This window comes from Brachyspira hampsonii 30446, from assembly GCF_000316195.1.
In the GTDB taxonomy this organism is placed as follows: domain Bacteria; phylum Spirochaetota; class Brachyspiria; order Brachyspirales; family Brachyspiraceae; genus Brachyspira; species Brachyspira hampsonii_C.
This window is the reverse complement of sequence record NZ_JH994111.1, coordinates 128,057-141,667: the sequence shown is the minus strand read 5'-3', so window position 1 is coordinate 141,667 and position 13,611 is coordinate 128,057. Positions and strand designations below refer to the sequence as shown.

General features: G+C 26.8%; 10 protein-coding genes and 1 tRNA gene. 5 read left to right on the top strand and 6 right to left on the bottom strand.

Going from position 1 to position 13,611, the window contains the following annotated elements; genetic code table 11:
- Positions 1–194: 194 nt before the first annotated feature.
- From argH to A966_RS05390, 5 genes are all read right to left on the bottom strand, one after another.
- Positions 195–1,583 carry an argininosuccinate lyase gene (gene argH, locus A966_RS05410; RefSeq protein WP_008723348.1) on the bottom strand — a complete coding sequence of 463 codons (1,389 nt, stop codon included), beginning with the start codon at positions 1,581–1,583 and terminating at the stop codon, positions 195–197.
- 6 nt (positions 1,584–1,589) lie between these two features.
- Complete coding sequence (locus A966_RS05405; protein ID WP_008723347.1) at positions 1,590–2,810, bottom strand: argininosuccinate synthase; 1,221 nt, start codon at positions 2,808–2,810, stop codon at positions 1,590–1,592.
- 161 nt (positions 2,811–2,971) lie between these two features.
- Entirely contained in the window at positions 2,972–3,913 is a 942-nt protein-coding gene (gene argF, locus A966_RS05400) for an ornithine carbamoyltransferase (protein ID WP_008723346.1), read from the bottom strand.
- A 174-nt stretch (positions 3,914–4,087) separates the two neighbouring features.
- Positions 4,088–4,597 (bottom strand): flagellar export chaperone FlgN, encoded by a 510-nt coding sequence (gene flgN / locus A966_RS05395; protein ID WP_008723344.1) that lies wholly within the window; start codon positions 4,595–4,597, stop codon positions 4,088–4,090.
- 104 nt (positions 4,598–4,701) lie between these two features.
- Positions 4,702–5,997, bottom strand: coding sequence for a hypothetical protein (locus A966_RS05390; RefSeq protein WP_008723342.1), 1,296 nt, complete (start codon positions 5,995–5,997; stop codon positions 4,702–4,704).
- A 203-nt stretch (positions 5,998–6,200) separates the two neighbouring features.
- Between A966_RS05390 and A966_RS05385 the strand changes: the two genes are divergently transcribed.
- The 5 genes from A966_RS05385 (at position 6,201) to lgt (ending at position 11,179) form a co-directional block, all read left to right on the top strand.
- Positions 6,201–6,273 (top strand) — tRNA-Val (locus A966_RS05385).
- 143 nt (positions 6,274–6,416) lie between these two features.
- Positions 6,417–7,505, top strand: coding sequence for a M15 family metallopeptidase (locus tag A966_RS05380; RefSeq protein ID WP_008723340.1), 1,089 nt, complete (start codon positions 6,417–6,419; stop codon positions 7,503–7,505).
- 38 nt (positions 7,506–7,543) lie between these two features.
- The gene (locus A966_RS05375; RefSeq protein ID WP_008723339.1) at positions 7,544–9,241 is read left to right on the top strand and encodes a motility associated factor glycosyltransferase family protein; all 1,698 of its coding nucleotides are present in this window, start codon (positions 7,544–7,546) and stop codon (positions 9,239–9,241) included.
- Positions 9,242–9,413: 172 nt separating this feature from the next.
- Positions 9,414–10,145: a hypothetical protein gene (locus tag A966_RS05370; protein ID WP_008723338.1), complete on the top strand. Its 732-nt coding sequence runs from the start codon at positions 9,414–9,416 to the stop codon at positions 10,143–10,145.
- Between the two features lie 92 nt (positions 10,146–10,237).
- Positions 10,238–11,179 (top strand): prolipoprotein diacylglyceryl transferase, encoded by a 942-nt coding sequence (lgt, locus tag A966_RS05365; protein WP_008723336.1) that lies wholly within the window; start codon positions 10,238–10,240, stop codon positions 11,177–11,179.
- 86 nt (positions 11,180–11,265) lie between these two features.
- Here the strand turns inward: lgt and A966_RS05360 are convergent, their stop codons facing one another.
- Positions 11,266–13,602, bottom strand: a complete 2,337-nt coding sequence (locus tag A966_RS05360; RefSeq protein ID WP_008723334.1) for a tetratricopeptide repeat protein — start codon at positions 13,600–13,602, stop codon at positions 11,266–11,268.
- Positions 13,603–13,611 lie beyond the last annotated feature (9 nt).

The window sequence follows — 13,611 nt, the reverse complement described above, 5'->3', positions numbered from 1 at the left end:
ATTTAGCATAAAATAATAAACTCATAAAATTGTTTGTAAAGTAGTTTTGAAATAAGTATATTGAATTTATAATTAAATTTATATTTTTAGCTTTGCTTACCGTGCGTGAAAGTAACGCCACAAAAATGCAATAAAAAAACAAGAGTACCAGCTTTCAATAGCACCCTTGTTTTTATAATCATAAAAAATATTTTTTATTTACTATTTGATTTGAGCCAATCTTCATTTATCTTTATTACTTCCATAACAGCACTCTCACTAGGACTTCCAATCATTGTTTTGTTTGAAACCTGAGCCTCTGGAGTTATACAAGAATAAATATCATCTTCAAATAAATCTGACTCTTTTTTATATTCTTCTATTGAAAGAGTAGAAAGATTTTTGTTATTATTAATTGAGTATACAACAAGACGCCCAGAAACACCATGGGCATCTCTAAAAGGCATACCCTTTCTTACAAGATAATCAGCAACCTCAGTAGCATTTAAAAAACCTTCATTAACAGAATTAAGCATATTTTCTTTATTAACTTTCATAGTTTTTAATACATTAGGAAGTATAGATAAGCAGTTTTTCACATTCTCTAATGAATCAAATATACCCTCTTTATCCTCCTGCATATCTTTGTTGTATGCTAAAGGCAAAGACTTCATCACTGTTAATATAGAAAATAAGTTTCCATACACCCTTCCTGTTTTTCCTCGAATAAGCTCGAGTATATCTGGATTTTTCTTTTGAGGCATAAGGCTAGAGCCTGTAGTAAACTCATCATCAAACTCTACAAATTTAAACTCAGAAGTAGAATATAATATAAGCTCCTCAGAAAAACGGCTTAAATGCATCATTATTATTGATAAAACAGATTCTACTTCAATAACAAAATCCCTATCAGATACAGCATCTAATGAGTTAAGCATAACATTCTTGAAGTTTAGAGTTTCAGCAGTCTTTTTGTTGTCTATATTGTATGTAGAACAAGCCAAAGCTCCTGCACCTAAAGGCATAACATCTATTCTTTTGTAGGCATCGGCTAATCTGTCAAAATCTCTTTTAAACATCTCAACATAAGCCCCTAAATAATGAGCAAATGTTATAACCTGTGCCCTTTGAAGATGAGTATATCCGCTCATATAGGTTTTTGTATGCTCTTTTTGAATGCTTACCAATGTAGAAATTAAATCTAATATCAAAGATTTAATATTTTCTACTTTGGTTTTTAAATACATTCTCAAATCAAGTGCCACCTGATCATTTCTGCTTCTTCCTGTATGAACTTTTTTTCCTATTTCACCTATCCTATCAATAAGCCATCTTTCAACTTGCGTATGAATATCTTCTAATTCAAAATCAAATTGAAGTTTATTATTATCAATATCATCTAAAATTTGTTTTAGAGCATTTATTATAGTTACGCTTTCATCGAGAGGAATAATAGAGCATTCACCAAGCATTTTTGCATGTGCTATGCTTCCAAGTATATCCTCTCTATACATCTTACAGTCGAAAGCTAATGAAGAATTAAAATCATTAGCTTCTTTGTTAAGTTCTTTAGAAAAGCGTCCCCCCCATAATTTTTCTTTCATAATTAATTATTTTAACCCCATTTTTTTCACTTGCTCTTTCATCAAAGCATTAACTTTCAAAGGAAGTCCGTAAAGAGTAATGAATCCCTGAGCATCATGGTGATTATATAATTCACCTGTAGTAAAGCTAGCCAAACTTTGATTATAAAGAGAATAAGGAGAAGTTACTCCTGCAGGTATAATATTTCCTTTATATAATTTTAATTTTACTTTACCTGTTACAGTTTGCTGAGTGCTGTCAATAAATGCACTTAAAGCCTCTCTTAAAGGAGTAAACCATCTTCCGCTATATACAAGGTCAGTTAATTTATGAGAAACTATATGTTTAAAATATAATGTTTCTCTGTCTAAACATAAATGTTCTATTTCTCTATGAGCAGCATAAAGAATAGTACCTCCCGGAGTTTCATATACACCGCGGCATTTTATTCCTACTACTCTGTTTTCTAATAAATCAACTATACCAACAGCATGCTTTCCGCCTATTTCATTTAAATATTTAACTAAACCAGAAGGCGAGAAAGTTTTTCCGTCTGCTTTAGTAGGTATTCCTTTTTCAAATTCTAATTCTACAAATTGTCCTTCATTAGGAGCATTCTCTATAGTATTTGATAATTTAAGAAGTCTTTCATAATTAGGCATATTAGCAGGATCTTCAAGCTCTAATCCCTCATGTGATAAATGCCAAAGGTTCTTATCTCTTGAATAAGAATCATCTTTTTTCATAGGAACTTCTATATTTCTATCTTCCAAATATTTAATTTCTTCTTCTCTTGAAGCTATATCCCATTCTCTCCAAGGAGCAATAATTTCAAAATTAGGAGCTAATGCCTTAACTGTTAATTCAAATCTTACTTGGTCATTACCTTTTCCTGTAGCTCCATGTGCTATAGCAGTAGCACCTTCTTCTAAAGCAACTTCAACAAGTTTTTTAGCTATTAAAGGTCTTGCAGCAGAAGTACCAAGTAAATATTTATCTTCATAAGTAGCTTCAGCTTTAACTATAGGATAAATATAATCTGTAACGAACTCATCTTCGCATTTTACTAATCTGTATTTTACAGCACCTGTTTTTAAAGCTCTTTCTTCTAAGCCGTCAGTTTCTGTACCTTGTCCTACATCCACACAAACAGCTATTACATCATAATCATAATTTTCTTTAAGCCATGGTATTATAACTGTAGTGTCCAAACCGCCTGAATAGGCTAATACTAATTTTTTTTTCATGATAAATCCTTTCTTTATTTATAAAATGTTTTTATTAAATTATTATATTTGTATTTTCAGCAAAACATATACAATTATAAAAACTTTTAAGAAGTCTCAGCAAAAAAGCTGATAATCATTTTACCAAAAATAAAATTGTTCAAGTATATATTAATTTTCTATTATTCTTTTACTATACTGCTCATTATAGCCATTTGTGCATGCATTCTGTTTTCTGCCTCTTCATAAATATACTGAGAATTCATATTGAATACTTCTTCGCTAATCTCCTCGCCTTTATGAGCAGGCAGACAATGTAAAGCTATAGCACCTTTATTAGCAAGAGCAAATAATTCTTTAGTGAGAGTAAAACCTTTAAATACATTAAGTCTTTTTTCTTTTTCACTCTCCTGACCCATAGAAGCCCATACATCAGTATAAACTACATCGCTGCCGCTTACCGCCTCTTTTACATCATTAACAATATCAACTGTACAGCCGTTTTCTTCAGCTATTTTTTTGGCTATTTCTGTAGTTTTAGCATCAGGTTCATAACCCTTAGGAACTCCTACTTTTATATTAACACCCAAAGATGTACAGCCTGTTAAAAGACTATTGCATACATTATTTCCGTCGCCTATATATGATAATGTTAAACCTTTCAATTTACCGAAATGCTCTTTCATAGTAAATAAATCTGCCATAACCTGACAAGGATGCGAAAGATCTGTCAAAGCATTTATAACAGGAACCTTTGAATATTTAGCAAAATCCTCAACATCGCTATGAGCAAAAGTTCTAATCATAATCAAATCGCAGTATCTTGAAATAACATTAGAACTATCTTCTATACTTTCTCTCTGTCCTAATATAATCTCATCTTGTTTTAATACAAAAGCATCTCCGCCTAATTTTTTCATCCCTATTTCAAAACTTAAACGAGTCCTCAAACTAGGTTTTGAAAAATACATCACCATAGTCCTATTTTTCATTATATCTATTTCTTCTCTATTCCTAACTTTTGATTTTAACTCGAAGGTATAATCAATCAATGCTGATAATTCTTCGCTTGTAAAATCTTCCAAATTAATAAAATGTCTTCCAGATAAATTAACTTTTTTCATAATTTTTTCCCGTTTAAATTTTTATATTATTTTTTTGAGTAATACTATATATCGTTTTTATAATTTTGCAATATTATGTTTCTATAATTTTTACAATTTGAAAATAAAATATATAAAAAAAACGTATAACATAAAACTATGCCATACGCTTAATTAAGATATAAATATTCTATATTAAACTTGCTTGTTTACTAATACTGATAATTTTCTATTAACAACATGCTCTTTGCCTTTATTATTATAGCCTACTTTTTTGCTTTCATTTAGAACTTCTTTCATATTTGCAAATAAATCTAAAGCTTCATCAAAAAGTTTAGGGGCCAATTTATTAAGATGTTTTAATCTAGCCATTAGAGTAACTAATTCAAGACGAAGTGCTGATATTTTAGCTGTTTTATTCAATGGTATTCTTCTAATAATATCAGATAATGTAGCTGTTTCTGATAAATGAGGGAATTTATTTAATACTATTAAATCTATTATATTTTCTCTCATTTTTCTAAGCTCATTAGCTTCTGTCATTTTTTCATTCTGATGATCACAGTACAAATGTATATCCTGTAATCTTGTATTGATTATAGAATTAACTTTTTTTTCTTCATCTTCTAATATTATTTTATATACTTCTATTTCTTTTGATAAAAGTATTTCAATTTTTGTAAGCTCTTCGTATAAGTTAAACATAAATACCACCTTTAAGTTAAAGCCAATCAATCTTATTAATCAGCTATGTGATAATTTATCGGCAGTTATTATGATTACTTTACATAATTTTTAAAAATATTATGTTAATTTTCTGTATCTATTGACTTTATAGCTTCTAAACAGATATCTCTATATTCAGCATCAGAATAAGTAAACCAAGCAAGCAAAGCCAACTTCTTAGCTGCACAAGCCACTGTAATGATATGATCATTATCTTCTAATTCTTTTTCATATACTATACTTTCTATTTTACCGCTTTGAGATTTAATATCGAGTTTTTCTCCTTTATCTTCTCCGGCAATGTCTATCTGTTTTAATACATATTCCATTATCACATCTATCTCTTCATTTGCAAAAGAATAAACCTGCATAGCTATATATACATTAATATCTTTGAATTCTATTAAAGATTTATCATTTTTAAATACATTCATACGCATAGGAAGAATGATAGTAAAGCCCGCCGCTATAGGAAAACGAGCCTTTTCTAGTCTGAATCCTATCTGAAAAGCCTGCTGCTGATTAACTGTTTTTTTGCTTTCTATAAATCTTACCAAATTCTCATCATCTAAATAATGAGCAATGTCAATAAGTATGTCCCAAGGATATTTTAATGAAGAATCTTTTTTATATGCTTCCTGAAAAGCATACATAATTTTTTTATACATAGTTTTTTCTTTATTATCAATAGCCTCTCTAAATGGGAAATAAAGCCAAATCATACTAAGAAAACTTTTAAACCAAAATTTAGCATTTATATCTTCAGTATCCCAGAGGAAGAAATCAGATGCTAAAATTAATCTGTCTTCTTCATCAGCATCTATAAAATCAGTAAACCAATTTTTGCCCCAATATCCCAAAGCGGATAAGGCAAAATACTCTTTTTCTATTATAGGATAATTATAAGGCATAGATATCATGAAATTACTAAATCCATTATCATGATGCGTTATGAGCATTTTGGCATAATCGGCTAAAGAATTAACAAAAAATCTCTTTAAAGATTCAAAATTCCTGCTTTTAAAATAACCGCTTGGATCTTTATGAACTGAATCTTCTTTAAACTCTATATCGAGTCTTCTTGCTATTCTGTCCAATACTCCAACTATGAATTTATGATATCCCGCTCCGAAAGAACCTGTGCTAATGGTTATAAACAAAGTGCCTGCTTTAAACTCAAAATATATAGGATCAGCAGATGGGTGAAATGAGTATATGAGAGTATTTCCGTCTTCTATTATAGAAAACTCTGAAATCATTACAAGAGGATTAATATTAACTTCATTTAAAGAAGAAACTATTGCTTTAAATAATCTGTCTTGGTTAGGAATAACCCTTCTATTATCAAATGATGCTGAAAGCAAAAATTCTATATTCATTTTAATAAAATTCTACTTATTTTTTATAATATTTACATTATACTATAATAACATTTTTTATTATTTTAGCAATATATATTTAATAAAGTTTTACATACAAACATACAAAATAGCAAAAATACAAATTTAATATGTTTTAATTTTATAAAATACTTGACTTTTTTTTAATGATATGCTAATATAATATAACATTTCAAAAGAAAGGGCGATTAGCTCAGCTGGGAGAGCGGGTGCCTTACAAGCACTAGGTCGGCGGTTCGAACCCGTCATCGCCCAATTTTTTACCCATCGCAAATAACTCTTTTTAATAAAACTTCCTACTAAATATATTTTTTTTAACGATAATAAATTTGAATTTAATATTAATATATGTTAATATTATGTAAACAAATAATTTTTTACAGAGTAATATAAAAAATATGACCATTTTACAATATGTTTTAGTAATAGCAACCATATTAATAGTACTGGCCCTAATAAGTTTCATAATAAAAGCCGGATCTAAATATAAAGTATTTACAATAGCACTTATAACAATAATTGTATCCTCTATATCAGCTGTAGGGATAATATATATAAATAATACAAAAGATATAATGTCTAGTTCTGATATTAAACAAATTCAGCTTGAAAATGAGAAAAAGAGAATTAGAAAAGATATAATAATAAGACCCGGAGCAATAGAAACCATAGCACTGCATTTAGCATATTCAAATAGAATATCGCCTCCTATTATAAAAAATAGAGAATTAGGATTTTATTTAGACGGAATATGGTTCAATTGGGCTAATGGAAAACTTCTAACTGATGAAGATATTACAAATCAGGATAATTATATACCTTTCGGTTTCTACTCTTATACTGTAGACGGAATGCCTGAAGTACAGAAGGAAACTCCTGAAAGAACTAAAGAGCTTCAGGAATACTACAAAAGAAGGGTAAATAATACTAAATATATCAATAATAAATTCTTAGATACTCTTTATGACGGAACTAGTGAAAGAAGTATGGTAAAACATATAAGCACAAAAAGTATATTAGGCTATAAAGTAAGAGTTCATGACTATGTATATGAGCCGCTTTCAAATGTAAGCGTAGAAGTAAAACTTATAGCACAGACTAATCAGGAAGTAGCCAATTTCCTTGATTCTTTAAAAATAGTGAGCGGATATGTTTGGAAAATAATTTCAAAAAGTGCAAGCAGAAGCTATCATAGTTATGGGGTTGCTTTTGATACTTTGCCTAAGAAAAATAACGGCAAGCAAATATATTGGGCTTGGACTAGGGTTAATAATAAAGCATGGTATGCTGTGCCTTATAATAAAAGATGGCATCCTCCTAAAGAAGTTGTTAAAGTTTTTGAAAAGTACGGATTTATATGGGGTGGTAAATGGCATAATTATGATACAATACATTTTGAATACAGACCTGAACTCATTATATACAATAAAATTAAAAATGATGAAGATGCTACATACGAACTTATAGAGAAGTACGGCATATTCTAAAAATAATCTGATAGAGAAACAACTGATAGAGAAACAAAATGAATAATACTATATTCAATAAAAATATAGAGCTTTTAAATAAAAATAAATATAATTTCAGAGCTGTAAATAAATTAATAGAATATAATCTGCAAAATAATAAATATCAATTAAAACAGGCAAAAAACAATTTATTCGCTGTTATATATAATAATAAGCCTTTAACTTCTCTATATAATCCTATGGAAGAAGCTAAAAGATTAATATCACAATTTATAACAAACAATAATGAACATATAGGAATATTTTTATCTATAGCTTCATTCTTCCACATAGAATATTTTTTATCTTTAAATGAAAATAATAAAGCAATCATAATAGAAAAAGACATAGAAATAGTTAAACTCATTTTGTCAAATTTAAAACTTTCAAATGAAAATATATTAAAAAACATAATACTCATTCTAAATGAAGATTTAGAAACTATATTGGCATTTTTTAATTTTTATATGAATGATAATGATTCAAAAAAAATAGTTTATATAAGACATGTAAGAGCTTCAAATATAGACAATGAAACCAGAGAATATTATGATAATGTCAATATGTCACTTGCAAACTCTATCAAAGAAAAATTAATGTCATTAACTTCTAATTATTATTTTGCTCCTATATGGACTAGAAATATACTCTATAATATGCATTTCAATGAAGGATATTCTATAAAGACATTCTGCAATATCTTAAAAAAAGAAATACCTATTTTATTAGTATCTGCCGGAGCTTCTGCCGATGACTATATAGAAAATATTAAAGAACTATCAAAAACTCATTTTGTACTAGTATTATCACATGCTTTTAATAGTTTAATAAAAAATAATATAAAACCTGATGCTGTTATATCAACAGACGGAGGTTTTTATTCTTCAATACATTTAAAAGAACTTCTTAAAAAAGAAAATCAAAATATAAATATATTCACTACTCATACGGCATATCCTTTTCCTCTTACTCATATAGAAAATAAAAGAATATTCTATTTTTCACATGATGAAAGTTTTGAAAAGATACTATATCCTATAAACGATGATAACAATAATAATATATATTTTTATATGGAAGGCAGCGTTATAATGCCTGCTTTAAGAATAGCATATATGCTTAATCCTAAATATATATTGCTTGCAGGATGCGATTTTTGCCATATTGATGATAAGACACATTCTAAATATTCAAATGCATCTGATTATGATTATATCAAAAGCAGTAAATTAAAAACTTTTGAATCTGCTAAATATAAAAGGCTTAATGATAATCAAAAAATAAAATGCTATGATAATGTTTATAGAAATACATCTTCAGCACTTTTAAGTTATAAAAATCATTTTGAAGCTATAATACAAGAGATTTCTGAAATGACAGATATTTTTACTTTGACTATTCAATCAGCATTCATAAAAAATGTAAAAATATATAATCATAGCGATTCAAATTCTAATAATAAAAATATAGAAATTAATAAATATTTAAAAGAAAATATAGACAAAGAAAAACTATTAAAAAAAATAGATGAATTTATAAAAAATATTAATAAAGAAAATATAGATAAAAATAATTTAAATAATGATGTTAAAAATATTGCTGACATAATATCACCTTGGCATGTTGAAAAATTTGAAAAATCTATGATAAGCTATGAAGAGTTAAAAAGCTATATGAATAGATGGTATAATGATATAAAATCACTTATTTATTAAAAAATAATAATTTTTAAAATACTAGAAAGCCAAATATAAAAATTGTGAGCGTATAGCAAATTCGCCAAAGGCGGACAGCGTCATTTGCTATACATTTTTAGCGAACAATTTTTATTAGCAATAATAAAGAATAATTGTTGCATAATATGAAAAAAAATAATATTATTAATATATGAAACATAATTTAAAATATGATTTAGATAAATTAGCAAATAGAGGAATGGCATTAGAAGAAGATGTCGATGCTATTAAATATAAATCTTTAGAAGATATCATCGATTGTCTGAATAGTGATAATGCTGTAATAAGAACATCTGCTTCTATGAATTTGAAATATTATATATATGAAGATAATGTACAAAATAAATTATTATTGCAATTATCTAAAGAAAAAAGCCTTTATACTAAGACAGCAATATGTGAAACTCTGCAATGCGGCGACATTGATACTGCCAAAAAAATGAAAGAGTATCTTGGAATCATAGGAAATAATCAATATAAAAAATTACCAAAAAAAGTATCATCAAAAAAGTCATATCCTTTGCCTAGAGATATAATAGCAAGAACTTTAGCAAAGATGAATGATGAAATTTTTCCTGTATTAATAGAAATTTTAACAAGCGATGATTTAAGTAAAATTTATGAGGCAATAGATGCTTTTGGGTATATTGTATTTCATAACAAAAGTCTTCAGAGTGAAAAAAATCTTAAGTATATAATTAACCTGATAAACAAATATAAAGACGATAAACTTCTTATATGGAAATGCTTAACTTGTTTATCAGCATTTAATTTAGAAAGAAGCAGAGATATACTGAACACTTTTATAAATGAAGATGATGAGGATATTTTATCATTAGAGGCTAAAAGATCATTGTCTATATTAAAATTATCTGATATATAAACACTTGATAGATTAATAATTTCAATGTATTATCTTATATTAAAAATCTTATTTTGTTATAAAAATAATTAATAAATTTTTAAGGAAAATATATGACTTATCCAGAATTTTTCACACCTTATGTGTTTCCTCCTAATATACCAATACTAGGTGCAGTAAGATGGTATGGGCTTATGTATATAGTAGGTATTTTAGTATCATGCATAATATTGTATTTTGTTCAAAAAAGAGGGTGGATAAAATTAAATCTTAATGAAAAAAACGGCGGTATATATGACATGGTATTTTATGCTGCTGTTGGTGCTATAGTTGGAGCTAGAATAGGTTATTTTCTTTTTTATTCTCCTCAGAGCTTTTTAACTCCTTGGGAAATAATAGGTATTAATCTTGATAACGGATTTAGTTTTACAGGTTTTGCAGGAATGTCATTTCATGGAGGACTTATAGGTATGTTTATTGCTGAATTCATATTTAGCAAAAAATATAAATATGATTTCTATACCATAGCAGATAATGCCACACTCCCTTCTAGTTTCTGTTTATTTTTCGGAAGGATTGGTAACTTCATGAATGCTGAGCTTTACGGACGAGTTACAGATTCTTTTTTAGGTATGAAATTTCCTTTATATGATGCAGTAGGCGGTTATGAGAGATGGGCTGCAATGTTTCCAGCTATAAGACCTTATACTGAGCCTAGACACCCTTCTCAGTTATACGAGGCTTTTCTTGAAGGTTTGGTTCTTGCATTCGTTTCTTTTTTAATAGCTTATTTAAGCGAGAAAAATAAAAAAATAAGACCTGGTACAAGGCTTTGGGTATGGATTTTGCTTTACGGACTTTTTAGAACTTTAATAGAACAGTTCGCACGCGATATTACAGAATGGACTTTGGGACCAATTACTGCAGGAGCAATTTATTCTATAGTGATGTTTATAATAGCTCTTATAATGCTTATATATATTTATACCAAAAAGGATAACAATACTGCACTTGAAGTGAATACAAAAGAAGCAAAAAAGAATAAAAAGAAATAAATTGATTAACAACCAACTTAATAATAAAGCCTAGTATGGTAAAACATATTAGGCTTTTATTATTTAAATACTATTTATATTTTCTCCTATTGTTTATACTTCCTATTCCATAATTCAAAAATGTATGCTGTTTCTACCTCTTTTCCTGATTCTATATCTTTTATGTTTTCTTTTGCTTCATTATTATCTTTATCTATTTCTAAAATCCTTTTATATGTTTTTAAAGCATTATCTTTTTGATTTAATTTTATATAAAGCTCTGCAATGGATTCTAAATAAATTATATTATCTTCTTTATCTGGCATATTTTCCTTATATATTTTTATAAGCTCTTCATAAATATGTATGCTTTTATCTGGTTTTGAAATTTTTTGATAGAAAAATGCTAAATATGATAAACTTTCCATATAAGAATCTCTTTTATTTTTATAATCATTATCTGAAATCAATATTTTTTTATTTTCAAAACTTTTTATATTTTTAAGGCATACTTCTATAGCTTTATTGTATGTTTCTAATGCACTTTCTTTATCATCAATTTTCAAATATAAATCTGCCTGTATTTCCAAAAGCTCATAATCATTTTTATTTCTTGATATTTCTTTATTATACTTTTTTATTAAGTCATTATATATTTCAAATGCTTTTTCTTTATTTCCTATTTTTATATAAATATCTGCTATTTCTTTTAAATATTCTTTTTTGTTTTTCCTATATTCTTTTATAAGTTCTCTGCATTTTTTTATGGCTTTTTCATAATATAAATTTCTATTTTCTATATCATTAAGTTTATTATATAGATAAGCAATATTTTTTAATGTATCAAGTTTACTGCCTCTTATATATATGAATAGTTCATCATCAGCTATTTTAAAATATTCTTTATATGCTTCTATAGCATTATTGTATTTTCCAAGCTTTTCATAACATTCTGCTAATTTTTCATGATATTTGCATGGTTTATTTAAAATTTCTATAGCTTTATTATAATAATTAATAGCTTCTTCATAGTTTTCTAATTTTTCATAAATTTCAGCATTATTAACATAGTAGTCTGAATTTCCACTGTCAATTTCTATAGCTTTATTATAATAATTAATAGCCTCTTCATAGTTTTCTAATTTTTTATAAATTTCAGCATTATTAACATAATAGTCTGAATTTCCGCTGTCAATTTCTATAGCTTTATTGTAATAATCAATAGCCCCATTATAATTTTCTGCATTTTCAAAAGTATTGGCAATATCAATATAATAATTCAATTCATTATCAGGATGCATTTTTATAATCATTTTATATGTATCTATTGCATTTTTATAATTTTTAGCTTCTATATATGTTTCAGCTATATTTTTATAATTTTCTATAGATATTTGATTATATAATTCTATAGCTTTATCATATTCTCCATATCTTTTATAAAAATCTGCGAGCATTTCTCTGCATGCTGCAGCTGACTTACGATAATCCCAAATAATATAATTATATGCCTCAATTATATCATTATAAGTTTCGCTTCCTTTAAAATCCTTATCATCATTGGGTATAATCATAAATGGTGCTGACATATCTTTTTCTATACTTTCTTTCAAGGCGTACAAAGCATCATCATTTTTACCGAGTTTTTTATATAAATCATACAATGATTTTAATGCCTTTAAACAATTATAAAAATTATCATCTAACTTGCTTCTTACATTTATATTTAATGCCATTGTATAACTTTTCAAAGCTTCATCATACTGTCCGTTTTTTTCATAGCTTAATCCTAAATAATGCCAATAATTAGACACTTCATAGAAATCATTAAAATAATCTATCGAATCTTTTATAGCTTTTTTAAAATTTTCTATAGCCTCTTGGCTTTTTCCTAAATATAAATTTATTTTCCCCAATGTATAATAATAATATTCTTTATTGTTACAAATTGTTTCTGTATAATTTATTTCAGCTGCTTTTTTATGAAACTCTATAGCTTTATCATAATCTTTTATAACAAAGAAATGTACTTTTCCAAGTAAATACCAATATTCAGAATCTTTATTATTTAATTCAATAGCATTTTCTAATAATTCAATAATTTTTTTTTGTATTTTTTTATTATCATAATCACTGTCATAATAATATGATGCTGCTAAATAGTATAAAACTTTATCTTTTTTATAATTAAGATTTAAAAGTTTTTTCAATGTTGCTATTACTTTTTTATATTCATCATCAATATATGAATCATCATACTGTACCAAAGCTAATAAAAATAATAATTCTTTATTATTAGGATCATTTTTTAAATGCTTCTTTAATATTTCTTGAGCTTCTTTATTGTAAAGTACATCATCATCTTCAAGTTTTTCATTATTTATTTTTTTATTTATTAATTCTTTTATTTCTTCTATTGTGTAATTTTTTTTATTATCTAGCATTTTATTCTC